We start from the raw sequence: 20,532 nt of genomic DNA on the forward strand, positions 1-20,532 counted from the left end.
AGCGGATTTGTACGAGGCGATCAAACACAGCGACGTCGAGGTCAACGGCGTCCGGCTGCACGTGGCCGAGCAGGGGGAGGGCCCGCTGGTCCTGCTGCTGCACGGCTTCCCGGAGAGCTGGTACTCCTGGCGCCACCAGTTCGCCCCGCTCGCCGCGGCCGGCTACCGGGTCGTCGCCCCGGACCAGCGCGGTTACGCGCGCAGCGAGCAGCCGGAGAGCGTCGACGCGTACACCCTGCTGCACCTGGTCGGGGACGTCACCGCGCTGATCGGGGCCCTCGGCGAGGAGCGGGCCGTCGTGGTCGGGCACGACTGGGGCGCGCCGGTGGCCTGGACCACCGCGGCGCTGCGGCCCGACCTGGTGCGCGGCGTCGCCGGGCTGAGCGTGCCGCCGGTGCCGGTCGGCGGGCCGCCGCCGCTGCAGACCTACCGGGAGAACTACGGCGAGGGCTTCTACCAGATCTACTTCCAGGAGCCCGGCCGGGCGGACGCCGAGCTCGCCGCCGACGTCAAGGCCAGCCTGCGGCGGATCCTGGCGGGCACCACGCCGGACGGCAAGCCGCGGCCCTGGGTGGTGCCCGAGGGGAAGACCCTCCTGGACACCATCCCGGAGCCGGAGCGGCTGCCCGGCTGGCTGACCGACGCGGACCTCGACGTCTTCGCCGCCGACTACGCCCGGCACGGCGAGCGGGCCTTCACCGGCGGGCTCAACTGGTACCGCAACGTCGACCGCAGCGCCGAACTGCTGGCGCCGTTCATCGGGGTGACGGTCGAGGTGCCGGCGCTGTACATGGCCGGCGAGCAGGACCTGGTGAACGCGATGCTCCCGCCCGGCGCGCTGGAGTACCTGCTCGGCCGACTGCCCCGGCTGCACCGCTCCGTCCGGCTGCCGGACACCGGGCACTGGACGCAGCAGGAGCGGCCGGCGGAGGTCACCGAGGCGCTGCTGGACTTCCTGAAGCACCTCGACTCGTAGGGTAGTTGACGGCTGTCCGGGCGCGGCCCCGCAGCGGGGCCGCGCCCGGTTGCGCGTTACGCGATCGGGGCCGCGAGGGCGGTGCGCAGCGTGAGGGACTCCTGCGGGTTGCCGTAGTCGCGGGAGGAGACGATCAGCCCGTGGACGACCCGGATCACGTTGATGTACGTGAGGGCGAAGGGCTCGCCGGTCGCGGTGATCCGCCCGTGCACCCGGAACTCGGCGATGGCGACTTCGGGGTCGGCGGTCTCGTGCAGGGTGACCTCGTCGACGGTGTGGAAGCTCCACAGGCCTGCCGTCGCCTTCATCCGGGCCCGCATGGTCTCCCGGCCGGTGGTCACGGGTGGAGCCGACCCGAGGCCGCACCTAGTAACGTTACTAGGTGCCCCGGCCGCCGCTTCCACCGCTGCGCGCCGGGGCCGGCCCAGCAAGCCCGCCTTGACGGCCGGACCGCAGCCGACCGATCCCCACCGTCACCGGTCCGTTCCGAGGACCGAGATCCGGACAGGAGAGCAGCAGGTGAGCACGGCACATGCCAGCCCGGGTGACTACAGCCAGGTGCCGAATCCGGAGCAGGCGCTGAAGTACGCGATTCAGCACATCGCGGGCGACCGCGTGGAGATCGTCGAGGGAGTCATCACCCCCGTGTCACCGTCCTGGGCACACGAAACCGCAGTCGACCTGATCCGCGAGCAGATCGGGCCCCGCATGCAGGAGCTCGGCCTGCGCGCCGGCTCCGGAAACCTCGACCTGCCCGGTACGGAGAACTTCTACGTCCCCGACCTCGCCGTCGTACCCGCCGAGCTCGCGAAGACCGAGGGAGCCCTCCTGCCCGACCAGACCGTGCTCGTCGTCGAGGTGACCTCGCCGTCGAACGGCGACACCGACCGGACCTCCAAGCGCCGGCGCTACTCCCAGTTCGGCGCGCCCGTGTACCTCCTGGTCGACCGTCAGGAACGCACGTGCACCCTGTTCTCCCGACCGGGCCGGCTCGGCTACACCCGGGTCGAAGGCCCCCACCCCTTCGGCACGCCGCTGCAGCTCCCGCCGCCGCTGGACCTCGAACTCGACACGGCGGGTTTCTGAGCGGACGGCCCGGTCACGGCTCGTGCCGGCCACTTCTCGATGGAGCTAGACCGGCAGGAGGCGGGTGATCAGGTCGGCGAGGCGGCGGGCGTTGCGGCAGGAGTGCATGTCGACGACGGCCGCGTAGGCGGGGGCGGCGGAGTCTCCGGTGGTCCAGAGTGAGGGTTGCTCGGGGTTGAGCCAGAGGACCCGGCGGGCGCGGGCGGCGATCCGGTGCAGGGCGGGGAGGTTGGGGTCGCGGTGGTTGTTGCGGGCGTCGCCGAGGATCAGGACGGTGGTGCGCGGGCCGACGGCGTCCAGGTGGTCCTCGGCGAAGCCGGCGAGGGCCGAGCCGTAGTCGCTGTTGCCGTGGTAGCCCATCACCCGGGCCTCGGCGAGGATGCGGGCGGCGAGCCGGCCGGGGTCGTCGGCGCCGTCCGCGCGGAGCAGGTCGGTGACCTCGGCGGTGCGGTTGACGAAGGCGAACACCCGGACCTTGCTGAACTGTTCGCTCATCGCCCGGACCAGCAGCATGGTGAAGTCGGCGAAGCCCGCCACCGAGCCGGAGACGTCGCACAGCAGCACCAGCTCCGGCCGGGCCGGGCGGCGCAGCCGGTACGCGGGGCGCAGCGGCACCCCGCCGGTGGCGAGCGAGCGGCGTAGGGTGCGGCGCAGGTCGATGTGGCCGCGGGCGGCGCGGCGGCGCCGGGCGGCCAGGCGGGTGGCCAGCTTGCGGGCCAAGGGGTGGACGGTGCGGCGTAGTTCGGCGATCTGGTCGCGGCCGGCGGCGAGGAAGTCGATCCGGTCGGTGGTGGGGGCGAGGGCGCGTTCGGCGATCCGCTCGGCGCCGCGCAGTTCGGCGACCCGGCGGCGGGCCTCGGTGGCGACCAGGCCGCGGAAGCCCTGGATGCGGCGGCGGATCTCGTCGGCGAGGACGCGGTCGGCGACGTCGGCGTCCTCGGGGGCGCCCTCGGGGCCGCGCTCGCGCAGGGCGGCGAGGATGCGGGCGAGCAGCGTCTCGGGGGAGAGCCGGCCGAGCGCCTGGTGGGCGGACCAGCCGTCCGAGCCGGGGGTGGCGCCGGTGCCGTACCGGCCGAAGGCCTCGATCACCTCGCCGGCCAGCCGGGCCTGGGCGGCGCGGTCGTCGGCGGCGAGCGCGGCGGCGAGGCGTTCGCGCAGGTCGTCGCGGAGCGGGTCGGGCCGGCCGAAGCGGGGCGGCTCCGGGTCCTCCGGCACCGGCGGCGGATCGGCGCGGACGGCCTCGGGGGTGCCGATGCCGAGCGGGAAGAACAGGTCGAAGGAGGCGTCGAAGACGGCCCGTTGGCCGTCCGAGCGGAGCAGGGCGGCGGCCAGGCCGGCGCGCATCTGCTCGCGGTCGTCGAGGCCGAGGACGTCGAGGACGGCGGCGGCGTCCACCGTCTCGGCCGGGCCGATCCGCAGGCCGTGCCCGCGCAGCGCGCGGACCAGGCCGGTGAGCCGGGCGGCGGTGTCCTGCACGGCGGTGTCCTGCACGGCGGTGTCCTGGGCTGCGGTGTCCGCGGGCCCTGGCTCGGTCGGTCGCGGCGCGGTGGTCATGCGAGGGTGAGCTTCCGGGCGGCTTTGCGGACGTCGTCCTGGTGCTTGAGGATCACCCCGAGGGTGTCCCGGACGACGGCGTCGTCCAGGGTGTCCGCGCCGAGGGCGAGCAGGGTGCGGGCCCAGTCGACGGTCTCCGCGACGGACGGCGCCTTGCGCAGCTCCATCGCCCGCAGCGCGCCGACCACCCGGACCAGCGAGGCGGCCAGCGTCTCGTCCAGGCCGGGCACCTGGAGGCGGACGATCCGGCGCTCCAACTCGGCGTCCGGGTAGTCGAGGTGGAGGAAGAGGCAGCGGCGGCGCAGCGCCTCGGAGAGCTCCCGGGTGGCGTTGGAGGTGAGCAGCACGAACGGGCGGCGGCTCGCGGTGATGGTGCCGAGCTCGGGGACGGTCACCTGGAAGTCGCTCAGCAGCTCCAGCAGCAGGGCCTCGACCTCGACGTCGGCCTTGTCCAGCTCGTCGATCAGCAGCACGGTGGGCTCGTCGCCGCGGATGGCGGTGAGCAGCGGCCGGGTGAGCAGGAACTCCTCGCCGAAGATGTCGGTGCGGGCGGCGTCCCAGCCCTCGTCGCGGCCGGCGGTGATCCGCAGCAGCTGCTTGGCGTGGTTCCACTCGTAGAGCGCGCGGGCCTCGTCGATGCCCTCGTAGCACTGCAGCCGGACCAGCCGGGCGGCGCCGATCCGGGCCACGGCCTTGGCGAGTTCGGTCTTGCCGACGCCGGCCGGGCCCTCGACGAGCAGCGGCTTGCCGAGCCGGTCGGCGAGGTAGACGGTGGTGGCGACGGCCGTGGAGGCCAGGTAGCCGACGGCGGCGAGCCGGTCGACGGTGTCCGCCACCGACGTGAAGAACCCCGTGCCGTCGCCGTTGCCGTTCTCGGTCATCCGTCCGCCCCGTTCCGGTCCGCCGTGCCAGTCGGGCGCCACCCTACCGGCCGGTCACTTGCTTGTCTCGGGTCCGCTGCGGCGGGGGTCCGGACGGGCGCGCGGGCCCGGGCGTGGTGGAGCGGCGTACGGCGGGCCGGGGCCCGTCGTACGCCGCTGCGCTGTGTCCGCTGCCCGGCGCGTCAGTTGACGTACAGGACCGGGCTGCCGGCGGCGGAGGTGTCGTGGACCGGGCCGTAGGTGGCGCTGAAGTAGCCGGTGGAGAAGCACAGGCTGGGGCCGGAGACCAGGGCGAACGGCTGGCCCGAGAAGCCGATGCTGTTGCCGGTGTTGGAGGCGGTGCCGGCGATGCCGGTGCTGTTCGCGTAGTTGCAGGTCACGCTGCCCAGGAGGGTGCTGAGCACGACGGTGGTGCCCATCGTGCCGGCCGCGCCGGGGGTGAGCGCGACGGGGAAGCCGGGGCCGTCGCTGACGGTGTTGGTGAACGGCAGGTTGGTGACGGTGATGCTCCGCACGCCCATGACGCCGATGACGTTCGAGGTACAGGAGCCGAAGGTCTGGGAGTTGAGCTGTTCGACGGCGCTGCCCGGGGCGGCCGGGTTGGCCGTCACGGTGGCGGAGAAGGCGGAGGCGGCACACTTGATGCCGCTCGTCCCGGTGGCGCTGTTGTAGAAGGTCGCGTAGGTGCCGGCGGCGAGGTTGGCGGTGAGCGTGTCGCCCACCGCGACGTTCGGGCCGGTCGGGCCGCCGGTGGTGAGGACGGCGGGGGCGTCGGCCTGGGCGGGGGCGACGGCCGCGCCGGTGAGGGCGAGCGCGCCGAGCGCGGCGGTGGCGAGAGTGCGGCGGATGCGCATGAGGGTGCCTCTCTCCGTCCGGAGACGGGTGGGGGAATCCCCGCCGGCGGGTGTGGTGGTGTGCGCGACGGGGGAGGTGCGTGGCATGGCGCACCGGGAGCTGCGACGGGCCGCGGTACGGCGTGGCCGGGCACGACGGCGGGCCCGGCGCCACGGGCCCGATCGTGTGCTGTGGTGGTGCGGCCGCGGGTACGGCGGTGCGGAGGCGGGACGGCGCGGTCGCGGCGGCACCGGGAGGTGCGGAGCCGTCCGCGCCGCTGTGCGGACGCGTGGTGTGAGGGGTGCGCGTCGGCGGCTGCCACCGCCGCGCGCCGCGTCGGCCGTGCTCCCGCTCCCGGGGCGGTCGCCCGGGGTCGTCGGAGCACCTGGGGGTTGTCCGCCCTGGTGGCGACTGCTCCGCCACCGGTTGGAAACCTGCCAGTGTTGTAAACCCGGAGTTCCGTCAATGTCAATACAGGACACAGGAGTTGGCGATGAAAGGAAAACTCCCGAGGGCCGACGTGATCCTGCTGCCGGGCGCCCGGACCGGCCGCGATCCGGCCCGGTCGATCAAGCCCGGCCCGCGCCGGCTGCCGGCCGGGGTGATCGCCGCGACCCAGCGCGAGCGGCTGCTGGACGGGCTGGTGCGCACCGTCGCCGAACGCGGCTACCAGCACGCCACGGTGAGCGACATCTGCCGGGAGGCGGGCGTGACCAGGCCGGTCTTCTACGAGCTGTTCAGCGGCAAGGAGGACGCCTTCCTGGCCGCGCACCGGTACGGCACCGGGGTGGTGCTGCGGCGGATGGCCGCGGCCTTCGCGGCCGAATCCGACTGGTGCGCCGGCATCCGCCAGGCGCTCGGCGCGATGCTCCAACTGCTCGCCGGGACACCGGCCTTCGCCGCCATGGCGGTGGTCGAGATCGATGCGGTCGGCCCGGCCGGGCGGCGTGAGAGGGACCAACTCCTCACCCGCTTCCGGGCGTTCTTCGCCGAGGTGCCGCAACTGCCGGGCGGTGTACCGGTGGAGGAGATGGTGGACGCCGTGGTGGCCGGCGTCTACGGCGCGCTCCACCGCCGGATCGACTCCGGCCGGACTGATCAACTCAACGATCTGCTCCCGGTGTTGAGCCTGTTCTGCCTGGCGCCCTTCCTCGGCCCGGCCGAGGCGGCCCGGCGGCTGGGACTGGCGTCGGGGGGCGGGTCGCCGATCGGTGAAGATCCTTCGTGCACCCGTATTGACCCCGCCGATACCCGGCAGTAGCTTCTCGGATACTCATCGTGCGCCGACCGGACCCGCCCCGCTGCCGAGGGGCGGACGGTCCGGCCGGTGCGCGGGAACGCTGTCCGCGCCAGGTCAACGTGCCAGTGCCTGCCCATCCCATCCACTCCGAGGGAGCACACATGGCCATGTCCGAGGACGCCGCCACGGCGGCGGAGACACCCGAGACGCCGATCACGCCCAGAAGAGGCCGGGTCCGGTTCAAGCGCAGCGCCCTGATGGCCGTACCGGCCGTCGCCCTCGGCGGCGTGCTGATGACGCTCACCGCGCAGGGCGTGCTCGCCGCCCAGTTCTCCATCTCCGGCATGCCGTTCACCATCACCGCGGACAGCCTCGAAGGTGACGGCTTCGCCCAGTACGGCAGCCTGGACTCGATGATCCCGGACAGCCCCAACCAGGGGAACACCGGCGGTCAGGTGCTGGTCGCGGTGTCCGCGATCAAGTCCGCCAAGATCACCAACCTGTGCCAGAGCGTCGACCTCGGCGGCATCAACCTGGTGATCCACGCCGGTGACGGCGGCACCCCGGTCAGCGCCACCAACCTCACCACCGACTCCGACCTGCTGTCCGCCGACGCGGAGTTCACCAACATGGAGATCGGCGGCGACGCCAGCACCTACACCAAGGCCGGGCCGAGCGGGAAGGGCAACCCGGGCGTGTTCGGCCAGCAGGCCGACACCGTCAAGCTGAACCACCTCAAGCAGCACAACTACGCCAGCACCGCGGCCGGCTTCAAGTTCCCCAACCTGCGGCTGAGCTTCAGCTCGCAGGGCTGCTGAGCATGGCGGAGGCCGTACGGGAGCCGGAGCCCGGGGCGGACGACGGCTCGGGCGGCGGCCCGGCCGCGGACGGCGGTTCGGCCAGCGGCTCGGACGGCGGTTCGGGTGCGGTCGGCGGTTCGGACGAGGGCTCGGGCGGGGGGAGCGACGCGGCGGCCAGTGGGACGGCCGCCGCGACCGCGGCTCCCGCCGGCCGGGCGGGAACCGCCGTCCGCCGCGCCGACTGGCGGGGCCGGCGGCCGTTCTGGGGCGGCCTGCTGGTGCTGCTCGGCGGCTCGGAGGTGCTGTTCACCGAGAAGGCCCCGCTGCCCATCGTCCTGCACATCGGGATGCAGGGGCTGGCCGGGTACCTGGTACCCGCGGTGATGGTGATCTGCGGCCTGCTGATCCTCTTCAACCCGGCCCAGCGGCTGTTCTACTCCATCCTCGCCGTGCTCGCCTCGCTGGGCACCTGGGTGACGTCCAACCTCGGCGGCTTCCTGCTCGGGATGCTGCTCGGGGTGGTCGGCGCCAGCCTCACCTTCGGCTGGGTGCCCGACCAGCCGCTGCGCCGCGGGCGGCAGCGCCGGTGGGACCGGCGCGAGCAGCGGCGGGCGGCCAAGGCGGCCGGGGTGTGACACCGTTCCCCGCGCGCCGGTGATGGGAGAGCACCGGCGCGCGGTACGGCGGGTCGTCACGGCGGGCCGTCGCGACAGCCCGCCGTGACGACCCGCCGTGACGTGTCGTCAGATGGTCGCGGCGTCGATCACGAACCGGTACCGGACGTCGCCCTCCTCCAGGCGCCGGAAGGCCTCGTTGATCTGCTCGGCCCGGATCAGTTCGATGTCGGCGGTGATGCCGTGTTCGCCGCAGAAGTCCAGCATCTCCTGGGTCTGCGGCAGCCCGCCGATCTGCGAGCCGGCCAGCGAGCGGCGGGCGCTGAGCAGCGCGCCCGCGTTCAGCCGGACCGGCTCCGCCGGCGCGCCGAGCTGCACCAGAGTGCCGTCGACGCGCAGCAGCCCGAGGTAGGCGGTCAGGTCCAGGTCGGCCGAGACGGTGTTGACGATCAGGTCGAAGGCGCCCGCCAGCTCGGTGAAGGTCGCCGGGTCGGAGGTGGCCCGGTAGTCGTCCGCGCCGAACCGCAGGCCGTCCTCGCGCTTGCGCAGCGACTGGCTGAGCACGGTGACCTCCGCGCCCATGGCGTGCGCCAGCTTCACGCCCAGGTGGCCGAGGCCGCCGAGGCCGACGACCGCGACCTTCGTGCCGGGGCCCGCACCCCAGTGGGCGAGCGGCGAGTACAGGGTGATGCCGGCGCACAGCAGCGGCGCGGCGGCGTCCAGCGGCAGGCTGTCGGGGATGCGCAGCGCGTAGGCCTCGTCCACCACCAGCTCGGCGGAGTAGCCGCCGTAGGTCGGCAGGCCGTCCCGGCCGGTGTTGTTGTACGTGAAGACGGTGCCGCCCTCGCCGGTGCAGTACTGCTGGAGGCCGGCGCGGCAGTTGTCGCAGGTGCGGCAGGAGTCGACGAAGCAGCCGACGCCGACCCGGTCGCCGACCTGCCAGCGCGTCACGCCCGGGCCGACCTCGCCGACCACCCCGGCGATCTCGTGGCCCGGGACCATCGGGAACGTCCCGGCGCCCCAGTCCTCGGCGACCTGGTGCAGGTCGGTGTGGCAGATGCCCGTGTACTTGATGTCGATCACGATGTCGTGCTCGCCGAGGGCGCGGCGCCGGACCGTGGTCTTCACCAGCGGGCCGTTCGGCCGCTCGGCCGCGTAGGCGGGGACGGCGCGCAGGGTGGTGTCGGCGTGCGGGGCGGTGGCGGTGGCGGCGGTGCTGTCGGGCGTCTCGTTCGTCATGGTCCCAAGACTGCGCCCGGGCCGGGGCGCCAACCAGACCAGAGATCGTCCTAGGTTCGCCCAACGTACGACTGCCGAAGGTACGCACGGCAGTGGCACCCTGGCGCACCCTCCGGCGGGCGGCCGCCCGCATACTGCTGGGCATGGACCAGCGCACCGAACTCAGCGAGTTCCTCCGTTCCCGCCGCGCCCGGCTGCGACCCGAGGACGTCGGCCTGCCCGGCACCACCACCCGGCGCCGGGTGCCCGGCCTGCGCCGCGAGGAGCTGGCCCAGCTCGCCGGGGTCAGCACCGCCTACTACACCCGGCTCGAACAGGGCCACGGCGAGAACGTCTCCGCCGCCGTCCTGGACGCCATCGCCCGGGTGCTGCGGCTCAGCCCCGCCGAACGCGAGCACCTGCTGCGGCTCACCCGGCCCGCCCGCCGCGGCGCCGGGCGCCCCGCCGCCCGCCCGCAGCGGGTGCGGCCCGCGCTCCAGCAGCTCCTGGACGCGATGGAGGGCGTGCCCGCGTACGTGCTCGGCCGCCGGATGGACGTCATCGCCTGGAACCGGCTCGGCGCCGCCCTGCTCGGCGACCTCGGCGCGCTGCCGCCCGAGCGGCGCAACATGGCCTGGCTGGTGTTCCTCGACCCGGCCTCCCGCGACCTGTACCTCGACTGGGAGGGCAAGGCCACCGACGTCGTCGGCAGCCTGCGGCTGGACGCCGGACGCGACCCGGACGACCCCCGGCTCGCCTCGCTGATCGGCGAACTCTCCCTCAAGAGCGCCGACTTCCGCCGACTGTGGGCCGCGCACGGCATCCAGGACAAGGGCCACGGCGGCAAGGAGCTGCACCACCCGGTGGTCGGCCGGCTGAGCCTGCGGTACGAGACGTTCACGCCGACCGTGGAGGCCGACCAGCAGCTGGTCACCTACCACGCCGAGCCCGGCACCGCCTCCGCCGAGTCGCTGCGGCTGCTGGCCAGTTGGGCGGCGAGCGAGGTGCGGCCGGAGCCGGCGCCGGAGCCGTCGCCCGAGCCGGAGTCGGCTGCCGGACGGTAGCCGAGCGGTAGCCGGCGCGGCCAGCCGGCGTCCGGGCGGCGGCGGAGGGCCGATGGTCCCGAGTGCGTGCGGGGCCATCGACCCTTCTCGCCCGCGGCGGCGGGCAGTTGACTGGGCGGGACATGGACACCAGCGACACGCTCGAGTACGACCGCCTGATCGCCCGCCACCACGCGATGCGACTGCGGCGTCAACTCCTCGGCCCGACACCGCAGTCCGGGCCGACACCGGCGCCCTCGGACTACCCCGGCGGCGCCGACCAGCGGCTGATCCGGCGCGACCTGCCGCTGGTCGCCCCGCTCGCCGCCCTGATCGACCACCTCTACGCCGAGATGTTCCGCCGCCGCCCGTACCTGCGGCCGCTGTTCCCCGCCTCGATGGAGTTCCAACAGGCCCACCTGGAAAGGACCTTCCAGCACCTCATCGACCACCTCGACCGGCCCGCCGAACTCGACCGGCGGCTGCGCCGGCTCGGCCGCGACCACCGGAAGCTGGGCGTCCGGCCGGTGCACTACGAGGCCTTCGAGGAGGCCCTGTGCGCGGCGATCCGGCACCGGGCGGGCGCGCGGTGGAGCGAGGAGCTGGAGGCCGCCTGGGTGCGGATGATCCGCTTCGCCGTCACCGCGATGGTGGCCGGCGCCGACTCCGCGCTCACCGAACCCCCGTACTGGCACGCGGTGGTGACCGGCCACGAGCGGCGCCGGCCCGACCTCGCCGTGCTGCGGGTGCGCACCGGCGAGCCGTACCCGTACCGGGCCGGGCAGTACGGCACCGTCGAGCACCCGCTGCTCCCGCACACCTGGCGGCAGTACTCGATGGGCTGCGCCCCGCGCGGCGACAACGAGGTGGAGTTCCACGTCCGCCGCACCGGCCCCGGCGGGGTCAGCGCCGCCCTGGTCGAGCACACCGCCGTGGGCGAGCGACTGCGGCTCGGCCCGCCGCGCGGCAGCCTGCTGCCCGACGAGGACAGCCGGGACCTGCTGCTGGTCGCGGGCGGCACCGGCCTGGCCCCGATGAAGGCGATCGTCGAGCAGCAGGCCGCGCACCGCCCGCCCGGCCGCCGGGTGCACCTGTTCGTCGGCGCGCGCGACCGCGGCGACCTGTACGACTGGTCGGCGATCGCCGAACTCGGCCTGCGCAAGCCGTGGTTGACGATCGACCCGGTGACCGCCGGGCAGCTCGCCGAGGCGGTCTCCCGGGCCGGCGACTGGCGGCGGCACCTGGCCTGCGTCAGCGGGCCGGCCGGCATGGTCGCCGCCGTCCGCGCCGGGCTGCTGGCCGCCGGGATGCCGCCCGCGCAGGTGCGGTACGACCAGCCGCTGCGCGGATGAGCGGGGCTCAGCGGTAGCAGTACGAGTCCGAGGAGGCGTCGCCGCCCGCCAGGTGGGTCTGGTGCACCCGCAGGCCCCGGAAGTCGGCGCCGTGCGGGAAGAAGCGCCGGTCGACGACCAGGCCGCCGGCCTGCGGGTCGGCGTCCAGCTTGACCATCCAGGGCTCGATGCCGTCCGGGTAGAACTGGTCGTCCCAGGAGCCGTACAGGGAGTTCGTCAGGTAGAGCCGCCGGCCGTCCCGGCTGATCTCCACCATCTGCGGCGCCCCGCTCAGCGGCCGGTCCGGCTCGGCCGGGTGCGGGGTGCGGTCGACCACCCCGCCCAGGCGGACGGAGGCGGTGCGGCGCGGGTGGAACGGGTCCGACACGTCGAACTGGAACAGCTCGCCGGTGCCCCACGCCGAGACGTACAGCCAGCGGTCGTCCACCGACAGGTTGATGTCGGTGACCAGCGGCGGCACCGCGCCGAACGGCCGCAGCGCGGGCGGCAGGTCCTCGGCCTTGGCCGGCTCCGCCGGGATCTCGATCACCTTGCGCGCCGTGAACGCCGCGCCGTCCCGGTACCAGAGCCACACCGAGGCCGACAGGTCCTCGACGTTCGTCACCACGCCGACGAAGCCCCACTCCGCGTGCGGGTCGTGCGCCGGGCGCAGCTCCAGCACCATCTGGTACTGGTCGCCCAGGTCCACCCGCTGCAGGTGGCGGCCGGTCTGCAGCTCCCAGAAGTGCAGCGCGTGCCCGTACTTGCGGCCCAGCAGCTGCTCCGGCAGCACCCCGTGCTCGACCATCCACGGCGTGCCCCACTCGCTGGTGACGCCGACGCCCGTCCCCAGGTGCCACCACACGTCGTACGCGAAGTTCTGCGACCCGCGCTCCGTCTCCCACGGGCGCAGCACCTCGAAGGTGGTGTGGTCCAGCAGCGCCACCCCGCCCGGCCCGTCGTCGCCGCTGGCGCTGCCCAGGCAGGACAGGAACACGCCGTCCGGCCCGCAGTGCAGGGTGTGCGGGCGCGAGTAGCCGGCTCTGGCGGCCAGCTCGGCCGCCTCCACGGTCTTCACCAGCCGGGGGCGGACCGGGTCGGGGCGGGTGTCCATCACGTGCAGCCGCGAGGAGCGCAGCCCGGGCAGCAGCAGGTAGCGCCGCTCCGGGTTCTCGTGGCAGGCGTGGGCGAGGGCGCTGGAGCAGGCGTTCCAGCCGAAGTGGTGCAACTCGTCGCCCAGCGTGGGCAGTTCGGCGAAGTTCAGGACCGTTCCGTAGCTCTCGGACGCCGGATCGGTGTCGACCGTGAGCAGCGCGTCCGGCCGCCGGCCCGACCGGTCGAAACCGGCGACGTAGGCCAGCTCCTCCGGCGGCGCGGCCATCGCCTCGGCGGCGGACCGGTACAGCGACGGATCGGTGTGCCCCTGCGGCATGCGAACTCCCCAACTCGCCCGTTGTGTGCCGGAAGCGTTCCACAGGACCACCGGCGCACTGCAGGCGCACGCGGGGCGGTGGGGAGGTGCGGCGGAGGCACCGGCGGGTCGCACGGCCCGAACGCCCCGCGGGCACCGCCGCGCGCGGCTCGGCTACCGGCCGGTATGGTCGGGGGCGGAACGGTGGTACCTGCCGTGGGGCAGGCGGAACAGAGGACAGGTGCGGCGGGCGATGGAGTTTCGCGAAGACATCCTGGGTGCCCCCTACGAGGCGGCCGAACTGACGCTGCGGCCCGACGACGAGGGCGCCGTCTGCGCCACCCTCGTCCGGCGGCTCGTCCCCGGCGCCCAGCGGGCCGTGCTCTACATCCACGGCTACAACGACTACTTCTTCCAGACCAACCTCGCCGACCACTACACCGCGCTCGGCTTCTCCTTCTACGCCCTCGACCTGCGCAAGTACGGCCGCTCGCTGCGCCCGCACCAGTCGCCGAACTTCGTCCGCGACCTCGCCGAGTACGACGAGGAGATCGACGAGGCGGTGCGCGTCATCCGCGAGGTCGACGGCCACACCCGGCTGCTCGTCAACGGGCACTCCACCGGCGGGCTGGTCGCCGCGCTGTGGGCCGGGAAGCGCGCGGGGCGCGGGCTCGTCGACGGGCTGTTCCTCAACAGCCCCTTCCTGTCCATGCCGGCCGGCGAGGCCGTGCGCACCTTCGGCGGCCCGGTGGTCACGGCGGTCGGCCGGCTCGCCCCCACCCGGGTGCTGCCCACCGGGCTCAACCCGCACTACACCCACAGCCTGCACAAGGACCACCACGGCGAGTGGGAGTTCGACCTCACCCTCAAGCGCCCCGAGGGCTTCCCGCTGTTCGCCGGCTGGCTCGCCGCCATCCACCAGGGCCACCGGCGGCTGCGGCACGGGCTCGGCATCGACGTGCCGGTGCTGCTGATGGCCTCCACCCGCTCCATCTCCACCACCAAGTGGCACAGCGCCCTGCACCACGCCGACGCCGTGCTGCGCGCCGACGACATCGCCGCCGAGGGCCCGCGGCTCGGCCGGCACGTCACCGTCGTCCGGATCGAGGGCGGCATGCACGACCTGGTCCTCTCCGGCGAGGCCGCCCGCGCCCGCACCTTCGCCGAGCTCGACCGCTGGCTCGCCGCGTACCTGGACGTCGAGACCGCGGCGGCGGGGGAGCGCGCGTGAGTGACGCGCCCGAGCCCGAGCCGGTGCCGGTCGGGCGGCAGACCGACCTCGGCTTCGCCAAGCTCATGCCGGACATCGACCGGGACGGCGGCTGGCTGCTCACCCTCGACGGCACGCCGCAGTCGTACGTCGACCTCGCCGACCCGACGCACCTGGAGTTCGAGTACACCCGGCGGCTCGGCCACCTCGCCGACGCCGTCGCCCCCGCCGGGCAGCCGCTGGACGTCCTCCACCTCGGCGGCGGCGCCCTCACCCTGCCCCGGTACGTCGCGGCCACCCGGCCCGGCTCGCGCCAGCGCGTGGTGGAGGTCGACGGGCCGCTGCTCGAGCTCGTCGCCGAGCGGCTGCCGTGGCAGCGGGAAGGGGCGGACGTCGCCGCGGACATCACCGCGGAGGTCGGGGACGCGCGGGCGGCGCTGGCGGCGGTGCCGGCGGGCTCGCAGGACCTGGTGATCGCGGACGTCTTCCACGGCTCCCGCACGCCGGCCCACCTCACCTCGGTGGAGTTCCTGCGCCTGGCGGCGGCCGCACTGCGGCCCGGCGGCTGCTACGCCGCCAACCTGGCGGACGGCCCGCCGCTCGCCTTCGCCCGCGCCCAGGCGGCGACGGTCCGGGCGGTGTTCCCGCACGTCTGCCTGGTCGCCGAAGCCCCGGTGCTGAGGGGCCGCCGCTACGGCAACATCCTGCTCGCCGGCTCCACCGCGCCCCTGCCGACCGCGGACCTGGCCCGCCTCCTGGCCGGCGACATCTTCCCGGCCCGGCTCACGGACGGCGACGACCTGGCCGCCCTGGTCGGCCGCACCCCACCGGTCACGGACGCCGACGCCACCGATTCCCCACCCCCACCGGACGGCGCCTTCAGCGTCGGCTGACCCGCGGCGCGGACCAGGAAGTCGGCCGGGCCGACTTCCTGTGCGGGGGCCGGGTGGCCGGGGCGGCGCGTCGGGGGTGGGGTGGGTGGGGGGTGGGTGCCAGAATCGGCGGGTTCGGGGCGCGGCGCGAAGGAGTGGGCGATGAGCGGGGTCGAGCGGCCGGAGTTGGGGCCGGTGCCGGAGACGGCGCTGTGGACGCTGTGGCACCGGGCGTTGGAGGCGCGGCGCCCGGACGGTGTGCTGGTGGACCCGAAGGCCGTCGAGCTGGTCGACCGGATCGACTTCCCGTTCGCCGAGCGCTTCGGGAGCGGCGAGCTGGTCGGCCAGTTGCAGGGGCTGCGGGCGGCCTGCTTCGACCGGGAGGTGGCCGACTTCCTGGCCCGCTGCCCGCGCGGCACCGTCGTCAACCTGGGCGACGGGCTGGAGACGCAGGCCTGGCGGGTGGACAACGGCCGGGCGAGCTGGCTGTCGGTGGACCTGCCGGAGGCGGCCGCGCTGCGCCGGCGCCTGCTGCCGCCGGACGAGCGGCGCCGGATCCTCGACTGCTCGGCCACCGACCCGCGCTGGATGGAGGAGGTGGACCCGGCGGACGGCGTGCTGATCACCGCCGAGGGCCTGCTGATGTACCTGCGGCCGCCCGAGGCCCGCGCGCTGATCGGGGCGTGCGCCGAGCGCTTCCCGGGCGGGGCGATGGTGCTGGACACGGTGCCGCGCTGGTTCAGCAGGCGGGCCGTCCAGGGGAAGCTGCGGGACCGGCACTACCTGGCGCCGCCGATGCCGTTCGGCATGGACGCGGACCAGCGCGGCCAGCTCGCCACCGCCCACCCGGCCGTCACGGAGGTGCGCGAGGTGTACCCGGAGGGCGGGCGGGGCCTGGTGCGCGCCCTGCTGCCGTTCGCGCGCCGGGTCAAGCAGCGTCCGTCCGTGGTCGCACTGGGTTTTGCCGAATCTTGAGAAAACGCTGGTCGAGCTGGAACCATGGCACCGGAGCGTTCGTCGTAACGACGGGTAATCGGCCAGGGGGACGGGCCGACCCGGCACGTTAGGCTGCGCTGAGGGGGGAGCGGCCTAGGTGCCGCCATCGGACGACCGCCGGGACCGGCGAGCTGCGCGGCCGCGTGCCGCCGCCGGTCCCGACCTGCCACGGAGGTATCTGGCCTTGCACATCGACGCCTGGATCGAGAGCGTCCCACCGACCGCGGTGTACGCCCTGATCGGTCTGATCATCGGGCTGGAGTCGCTGGGCATTCCGCTTCCCGGCGAGATCGCCCTGGTCACGGCGTCGCTGATGGCCGTCAAGGGCGTGGTGAGCCCGTGGGGGGTCGCCGCGTGCGCGATCGCGGGCGCGATCATCGGCGACTCGATCGGGTACTCGATCGGCCGCAAGGGCGGCAAACCGCTCTTCGAGAAGCTGGGACGGAAGTTCCCCAAGCACTTCGGCCCCTCGCACCTGGCCACCGCCGAGCGCTCCTTCCAGAAGTGGGGCATGTGGGCGGTCTTCTTCGGCCGGTTCATCGCCCTGCTGCGCATCTTCGCCGGGCCGCTCGCGGGCGCGCTGAAGATGCCGTACTGGAAGTTCCTGATCGCCAACGTGCTCGGCGGCGTGGTCTGGGCCGGCGGTACGACGCTGCTGGTCTACAAGGTCGGCAAGAGCATCGAGCCGTGGCTGGCCCGGTTCTCCTATGTCGGCCTGGGCGCGGCGGTCGTGGTCGGTCTGACCTCGGCGTGGGTGATGAAGCGCCGGGCGGCCAAGGCCCACGCCAAGATGGAGGCCGAGGAGGCGGCGGCCGCCCAGGCCGCGGTCGCGGAGTGACGGAGCGTAGCCGGTAGCCCGGGCCGGGCCCCCGGCGCAGTCGGGCCCCCGGAGTAGAGTCGGCGGCGTATCCGCCGATCTTGTCCAGCCGGAGGGCCCGATGTCGCCGCAGTCCGTGCCGCAGCCCGACCAGTCCACCGATCAGTCCGACCAGTCCACCGACCAGTCCACCTGGAACGCGGTGGACGCGTACTTCGCCGAGCAGCTGATCGGGCCCGACCCGGTGCTCGACGCGGCGACCGCCGCCGCCGACGCGGCCGGCCTGCCGCGGATCGCGGTCGCCCCCACCCAGGGCAAGCTGCTGCACCTGCTGGCGCTGACCCAGGGCGCCCGGCGGATCCTGGAGGTCGGCACGCTCGGCGGCTACAGCACCATCTGGCTGGGCCGGGCGCTGCCCGAGGACGGCGCCCTGCTCACCCTGGAGATCGACCCGGCGCACGCCGAGGTCGCCCGGGCCAACCTCGCCCACGCGGGCCTGGAGAAGATCGCCGAGGTCCGGCTCGGCCGCGCCGCGGACACCCTGGCCGAGCTGGTCGAGCAGGGCACCGAGCCCTTCGACCTGGTGTTCATCGACGCCGACAAGCCCAGCAACCCCGAGTACTTCCGCCGGGCCCTGCAGCTGACCCGGCCGGGCTCGCTGATCGTCGTCGACAACGTGGTGCGCGGCGGCCGGGTCGCCGACGCCGACAGCACCGACCCGGCGATCACCGGCACCCGCGCGCTGCACGCGCTGATCGCCGCCGAGCCGAGGGTCAGCGCGACCTCGGTGCAGACGGTCGGCAGCAAGGGCTACGACGGCTTCACGCTGGCCCGCGTGCAGGCCTGAGCCGCCCTCGACACCCGGAACCACCGAGGAACGGAGACGACGTGCGGATCGGACTGCTGGGCACCGGCCCCTGGGCGGAGCGGGTGCACGCGCCCGTCCTCGCCGCGCACCCCGGGCTGGAGTTCGCCGGGGTCTGGGGCCGCCGCCCGGAGGCCGCCGAGGCCCTGGGCGCGGCGCACGGCGTGCCGGCCCACCACGACCTCGACAAGCTGCTCGGCGAGGTCGACGCGGTCTCCATCGCCCTGCCGCCGTCCGTGCAGGCCGGCCTCGCGGTGCGGGCCGCCGAGGCCGGCTGCCACCTGCTGCTGGACAAGCCGGTGGCGCTGACCGTGCCGGACGCGCGGGCGGTGGCCGACGCCGCCCGGCGGCACGGCGTCGCCTCGGTGGTGTTCTTCACCGTGCGCTTCGGCGGGGACCAGATCCCGTGGATCGCCCGGCAGGCCGAGCTGGGCGGCTGGTTCACCGGCCGCTCGGACTGGCTCGGCTCGGTGTTCGCCCCCGGCAGCGGCAGCCCGTACGCGGCCTCGCCGTGGCGGGTGGAGAAGGGCGCGCTGTGGGACGTCGGCCCGCACGCGCTGTCCGTGCTGCTGCCGGTGCTGGGCGACGCCACGCGGGTGACGGCCGTCGCCGGGCCGCTGGACACCGTCCACCTGGTGCTGCGGCACGCCGCCGGGGCCTCCAGCACGCTCGCGCTCAGCCTCACCGCCCCCGTCGCGGGCGGCGGCACCGGCATGGAGATCCGCGGCGAGCACGGTGTCGCCCACCTCCCCGAGCGCGGCGAGGGCCCGATCGCCGCCCTGCACCGCGCGTTGTCCGCCCTGCAGTCGGCCGCCGCCACCGGCGAACCCCACGCCTGCGACGCGGAGTTCGGCCTGCGGGTGGTGGAGATCCTGGCGGGCGCCGAGCGTTCGCTGGCGTCCGGCGGTCCGGTCGAGGTCTGAGCGGCACCGGCCTCGCCGGACGGGATGTCAGCGGCACGGTCTACTGTCCTCCTCACCTACGAGTTGTGAGGAAGACCGGATGGACGACTACGCGTACATGCCCGCCCTGACCACGGCCGCGGCCGACCCGTCCGCGCAGAGCTGGTCGATCGACGGCTGGCGGATCGAGCGCGCCGTGATCCAGGGGACGTCGGAGTACGTCACGATGAACGACCCGCTGGGGCCGGAGAGCTCGGACGTTCCGATGCGTTCCGGTGGCACGCCGGTCTACCTGGTCTTCGGCGAGGACGACCCGGACGAGCCGGTGGCCGCCCTGGTGCACCCGATGGACGGCCTGCCGGTCCGGACGGAGGACTGGGGCGACGGGCTGATGACCCCGTCCGGGCTGGCCGTCCTGCACGCGCACCCCGGCAACGACCACCTGGGGCCGGCCGGCGAGATGGTCCGGCGCACCTGGGCCGTGCTGCACGCGCGCGCCGCGGAAGGCGACGACTGGATGCTGGAGAACTTCCGCGAGCAGCTCAGGAGGGTCCACATCGACCCGACCGACTGGCCGGTGGAGCCGGTCGAGGGCGACTTCACGAACAACTGGCTGTTGATCCCGGACGAGGCCGGCACCGGCACCGTGCTGGGCATCCTGGTCGACCCGGACGGCTCCAGCACGACCACGTGCCTGGACGAGGACGGCGAGCCGGTGGGGACCCTGCTCACCTTCGGCCTCTGACCCACGGTCGGCTTCCGATCAGCCGCCGTCCGGGGCCTGGGTGGTGGGGTCCGGACGGCGGTCGGTGGGGCGGGCCGGGGGGATGACGGGGGCGTGGAAGTCGCGCGGGCCGGTCCACAGGGCGGGCACGGCGTCGCTGCGCCGGGCGAGTTCGTAGGCCACCGACTCGTAGTTGACGCGCCAGCCGTTGAAGTGCCGCCAGCCGTCCTCCACCGGCCGCTCGCGGGGGAAGCCGGCGGCCGTGACCATGGCGACGGCGCCCAGGTACTCGGCGTAGCTGAGGCGGATCGGGGCGGCCGGGTCCGGGTCGGGGTCGAAGTCGATGCGCAGCGAGCGGGCGATGTCGCGCATCGCGGTGAAGCCGGCCCGGATCACCAGCCGGGCCTCGGGCGGGGCCGAGCGCGGGCACAGGGCCAGGTGGAGGGCGGCGGCGTCCATGACGGCGATCAGGCCGACCACCCAGCTGCGGTTGGGCTGGGGGGAGCGGAAGGACAGCAGCACCGGGTAGTTGGAGTGGCTCTCGCCGATGTCGGCGGCCAGCCGCTCCCAGTCGCGGTAGAGCTGGGGGAGGGCCGTGTCGGTGTCGACGAGGGACTGCCGGGCGAGCAGTTCCGGCCCCCAGGCGGGCTCGCCGGCCCGGGACTGGAGCAGGGTGACCTCGGTCTCGCGCCGCTGGTAGGCGCCGTAGAGGGTGGGCAGGTAGGCGATCTGCAGGGCGGTCACCAGCGGTCCGCTGGCGGCGGCCATGAAGTCGATCGCGGACAGCTGCAGCCGCTCGCCGCTGGCGTAGCCGAGGGTGAAGAGGCTGGATCCGGCCTCGCGGATGGCCACCGACCAGCTGAGGTCGGACGTCCCGTGGAGCAGCAGGGTGTAGGCGATCAGCATGCCGCTGAGCCACACCGTGAGCATGCCGAGCAGGACGAGCGGTGCCAGCCAGGTCAGTGCGCGGTCCTGCGCCCGGTAGGTGCCGAACGGCGCCGCGGAGAGCCGCAGGGCGGTCCGCAGCACCACCCAGAGCCGGTTGACCAGCGCCGAGTAGAGCCCGCGCGGGACGACCAGCGTCCTCAGGATGCTGCCGACGACCAGCAGGAGCAGGAGCACCCCGAGCAGGGTGTGGATCAACCTCATGCCGCCATT

Annotated in this window: 20 protein-coding genes and 1 pseudogene; 14 read left to right on the top strand and 7 right to left on the bottom strand. The window is 74.4% G+C overall.

All coding sequences use genetic code 11. The features are described 5' to 3' along the window. Positions 1–7 precede the first annotated feature (7 nt). The gene (locus AB2U05_RS31345; protein WP_045691860.1) at positions 8–976 is read left to right on the top strand and encodes an alpha/beta fold hydrolase; all 969 of its coding nucleotides are present in this window, start codon (positions 8–10) and stop codon (positions 974–976) included. 56 nt (positions 977–1,032) lie between these two features. On the opposite strand, the gene AB2U05_RS31350 is transcribed toward AB2U05_RS31345, so the two are convergent. Further along, entirely contained in the window at positions 1,033–1,317 is a 285-nt protein-coding gene (locus AB2U05_RS31350) for a nuclear transport factor 2 family protein (RefSeq protein WP_369184981.1), read from the bottom strand. A gap of 178 nt (positions 1,318–1,495) precedes the next feature. Between AB2U05_RS31350 and AB2U05_RS31355 the strand changes: the two genes are divergently transcribed. Further along, positions 1,496–2,062 (top strand): Uma2 family endonuclease, encoded by a 567-nt coding sequence (locus AB2U05_RS31355; RefSeq protein ID WP_369184982.1) that lies wholly within the window; start codon positions 1,496–1,498, stop codon positions 2,060–2,062. A gap of 45 nt (positions 2,063–2,107) precedes the next feature. Here the strand turns inward: AB2U05_RS31355 and AB2U05_RS31360 are convergent, their stop codons facing one another. The 3 genes from AB2U05_RS31360 to AB2U05_RS31370 all read right to left on the bottom strand — a co-directional run bounded on the left by AB2U05_RS31360 (position 2,108) and on the right by AB2U05_RS31370 (position 5,351). Next, positions 2,108–3,616 carry a VWA domain-containing protein gene (locus AB2U05_RS31360; RefSeq protein ID WP_369184983.1) on the bottom strand — a complete coding sequence of 503 codons (1,509 nt, stop codon included), beginning with the start codon at positions 3,614–3,616 and terminating at the stop codon, positions 2,108–2,110. Next, entirely contained in the window at positions 3,613–4,497 is an 885-nt protein-coding gene (locus tag AB2U05_RS31365; protein WP_045709014.1) for a MoxR family ATPase, read from the bottom strand. The genes AB2U05_RS31360 and AB2U05_RS31365 overlap by 4 nt, the downstream gene beginning before the upstream one ends. A gap of 182 nt (positions 4,498–4,679) precedes the next feature. After that, a complete protein-coding gene (locus AB2U05_RS31370) occupies positions 4,680–5,351 on the bottom strand; it encodes a Tat pathway signal sequence domain protein (RefSeq protein WP_369184984.1) in 672 nt (223 codons plus the stop codon). A 473-nt stretch (positions 5,352–5,824) separates the two neighbouring features. On the opposite strand from AB2U05_RS31370, the gene AB2U05_RS31375 reads away from it, so the two are divergent. The 3 genes and pseudogenes from AB2U05_RS31375 to AB2U05_RS31385 all read left to right on the top strand — a co-directional run. After that, positions 5,825–6,592, top strand: coding sequence for a TetR/AcrR family transcriptional regulator (locus tag AB2U05_RS31375; protein ID WP_369184985.1), 768 nt, complete (start codon positions 5,825–5,827; stop codon positions 6,590–6,592). A 140-nt stretch (positions 6,593–6,732) separates the two neighbouring features. Next, complete coding sequence (locus tag AB2U05_RS31380; RefSeq protein WP_045691856.1) at positions 6,733–7,389, top strand: DUF6230 family protein; 657 nt, start codon at positions 6,733–6,735, stop codon at positions 7,387–7,389. A gap of 212 nt (positions 7,390–7,601) precedes the next feature. Then, positions 7,602–8,006 (top strand): annotated as a pseudogene (locus tag AB2U05_RS31385) (DUF6114 domain-containing protein); the annotation flags it as partial. 108 nt (positions 8,007–8,114) lie between these two features. Here AB2U05_RS31385 and AB2U05_RS31390 read toward each other — a convergent pair. Beyond that, a complete protein-coding gene (locus tag AB2U05_RS31390; RefSeq protein WP_078859478.1) occupies positions 8,115–9,224 on the bottom strand; it encodes an NAD(P)-dependent alcohol dehydrogenase in 1,110 nt (369 codons plus the stop codon). A gap of 143 nt (positions 9,225–9,367) precedes the next feature. On the opposite strand from AB2U05_RS31390, the gene AB2U05_RS31395 reads away from it, so the two are divergent. Then, positions 9,368–10,267, top strand: coding sequence for a helix-turn-helix domain-containing protein (locus AB2U05_RS31395; RefSeq protein WP_052707073.1), 900 nt, complete (start codon positions 9,368–9,370; stop codon positions 10,265–10,267). 122 nt (positions 10,268–10,389) lie between these two features. Beyond that, positions 10,390–11,598, top strand: a complete 1,209-nt coding sequence (locus AB2U05_RS31400) for a globin domain-containing protein (RefSeq protein WP_369184986.1) — start codon at positions 10,390–10,392, stop codon at positions 11,596–11,598. A 7-nt stretch (positions 11,599–11,605) separates the two neighbouring features. Here the strand turns inward: AB2U05_RS31400 and AB2U05_RS31405 are convergent, their stop codons facing one another. Further along, positions 11,606–13,009, bottom strand: a complete 1,404-nt coding sequence (locus AB2U05_RS31405; protein WP_369184987.1) for a selenium-binding protein SBP56-related protein — start codon at positions 13,007–13,009, stop codon at positions 11,606–11,608. Between the two features lie 232 nt (positions 13,010–13,241). Between AB2U05_RS31405 and AB2U05_RS31410 the strand changes: the two genes are divergently transcribed. From AB2U05_RS31410 to AB2U05_RS31440, 7 genes are all read left to right on the top strand, one after another. Then, a complete protein-coding gene (locus tag AB2U05_RS31410) occupies positions 13,242–14,219 on the top strand; it encodes an alpha/beta hydrolase (protein ID WP_052707056.1) in 978 nt (325 codons plus the stop codon). A gap of 65 nt (positions 14,220–14,284) precedes the next feature. Then, a complete protein-coding gene (locus tag AB2U05_RS31415) occupies positions 14,285–15,091 on the top strand; it encodes a spermidine synthase (protein WP_369186023.1) in 807 nt (268 codons plus the stop codon). A 141-nt stretch (positions 15,092–15,232) separates the two neighbouring features. Then, positions 15,233–16,045 (top strand): class I SAM-dependent methyltransferase, encoded by an 813-nt coding sequence (locus tag AB2U05_RS31420; RefSeq protein WP_369184988.1) that lies wholly within the window; start codon positions 15,233–15,235, stop codon positions 16,043–16,045. A gap of 205 nt (positions 16,046–16,250) precedes the next feature. Beyond that, the gene (locus tag AB2U05_RS31425) at positions 16,251–16,904 is read left to right on the top strand and encodes a DedA family protein (protein WP_369184989.1); all 654 of its coding nucleotides are present in this window, start codon (positions 16,251–16,253) and stop codon (positions 16,902–16,904) included. Positions 16,905–17,004: 100 nt separating this feature from the next. Continuing rightward, a complete protein-coding gene (locus tag AB2U05_RS31430) occupies positions 17,005–17,730 on the top strand; it encodes an O-methyltransferase (RefSeq protein ID WP_369184990.1) in 726 nt (241 codons plus the stop codon). A 41-nt stretch (positions 17,731–17,771) separates the two neighbouring features. Further along, positions 17,772–18,671 carry a Gfo/Idh/MocA family protein gene (locus tag AB2U05_RS31435; RefSeq protein ID WP_045691851.1) on the top strand — a complete coding sequence of 300 codons (900 nt, stop codon included), beginning with the start codon at positions 17,772–17,774 and terminating at the stop codon, positions 18,669–18,671. A 79-nt stretch (positions 18,672–18,750) separates the two neighbouring features. After that, a complete protein-coding gene (locus AB2U05_RS31440; protein ID WP_045691850.1) occupies positions 18,751–19,395 on the top strand; it encodes a hypothetical protein in 645 nt (214 codons plus the stop codon). An 18-nt stretch (positions 19,396–19,413) separates the two neighbouring features. Here the strand turns inward: AB2U05_RS31440 and AB2U05_RS31445 are convergent, their stop codons facing one another. Further along, on the bottom strand, positions 19,414–20,523 hold the full coding sequence (locus AB2U05_RS31445) for a hypothetical protein (RefSeq protein WP_369184991.1): 1,110 nt from the start codon (positions 20,521–20,523) through the stop codon (positions 19,414–19,416). Positions 20,524–20,532: the final 9 nt, after the last annotated feature.

This window comes from Streptomyces sp. Y1 (genome assembly GCF_041053115.1).
Taxonomy (GTDB): Bacteria; Actinomycetota; Actinomycetes; order Streptomycetales; family Streptomycetaceae; genus Kitasatospora; species Kitasatospora rubellomurina.

Excerpts from the sequence above, each read along its gene's own strand:
- AB2U05_RS31415 (WP_369186023.1), top strand. The coding sequence starts at position 14,285 with ATGCCGGACATCGACCGGGACGGCGGCTGGCTGCTCACCCTCGACGGC.
- AB2U05_RS31365 (WP_045709014.1), bottom strand. The coding sequence starts at position 4,497 with ATGACCGAGAACGGCAACGGCGACGGCACGGGGTTCTTCACGTCGGTG.
- AB2U05_RS31360 (WP_369184983.1), bottom strand. The coding sequence starts at position 3,616 with ATGACCACCGCGCCGCGACCGACCGAGCCAGGGCCCGCGGACACCGCA.
- AB2U05_RS31395 (WP_052707073.1), top strand. The coding sequence starts at position 9,368 with ATGGACCAGCGCACCGAACTCAGCGAGTTCCTCCGTTCCCGCCGCGCC.
- AB2U05_RS31380 (WP_045691856.1), top strand. The coding sequence starts at position 6,733 with ATGGCCATGTCCGAGGACGCCGCCACGGCGGCGGAGACACCCGAGACG.
- AB2U05_RS31420 (WP_369184988.1), top strand. The coding sequence starts at position 15,233 with ATGAGCGGGGTCGAGCGGCCGGAGTTGGGGCCGGTGCCGGAGACGGCG.
- AB2U05_RS31440 (WP_045691850.1), top strand. The coding sequence starts at position 18,751 with ATGGACGACTACGCGTACATGCCCGCCCTGACCACGGCCGCGGCCGAC.
- AB2U05_RS31370 (WP_369184984.1), bottom strand. The coding sequence starts at position 5,351 with ATGCGCATCCGCCGCACTCTCGCCACCGCCGCGCTCGGCGCGCTCGCC.
- AB2U05_RS31430 (WP_369184990.1), top strand. The coding sequence starts at position 17,005 with ATGTCGCCGCAGTCCGTGCCGCAGCCCGACCAGTCCACCGATCAGTCC.
- AB2U05_RS31400 (WP_369184986.1), top strand. The coding sequence starts at position 10,390 with ATGGACACCAGCGACACGCTCGAGTACGACCGCCTGATCGCCCGCCAC.
- AB2U05_RS31405 (WP_369184987.1), bottom strand. The coding sequence starts at position 13,009 with ATGCCGCAGGGGCACACCGATCCGTCGCTGTACCGGTCCGCCGCCGAG.
- AB2U05_RS31410 (WP_052707056.1), top strand. The coding sequence starts at position 13,242 with ATGGAGTTTCGCGAAGACATCCTGGGTGCCCCCTACGAGGCGGCCGAA.
- AB2U05_RS31375 (WP_369184985.1), top strand. The coding sequence starts at position 5,825 with ATGAAAGGAAAACTCCCGAGGGCCGACGTGATCCTGCTGCCGGGCGCC.
- AB2U05_RS31390 (WP_078859478.1), bottom strand. The coding sequence starts at position 9,224 with ATGACGAACGAGACGCCCGACAGCACCGCCGCCACCGCCACCGCCCCG.
- AB2U05_RS31445 (WP_369184991.1), bottom strand. The coding sequence starts at position 20,523 with ATGAGGTTGATCCACACCCTGCTCGGGGTGCTCCTGCTCCTGCTGGTC.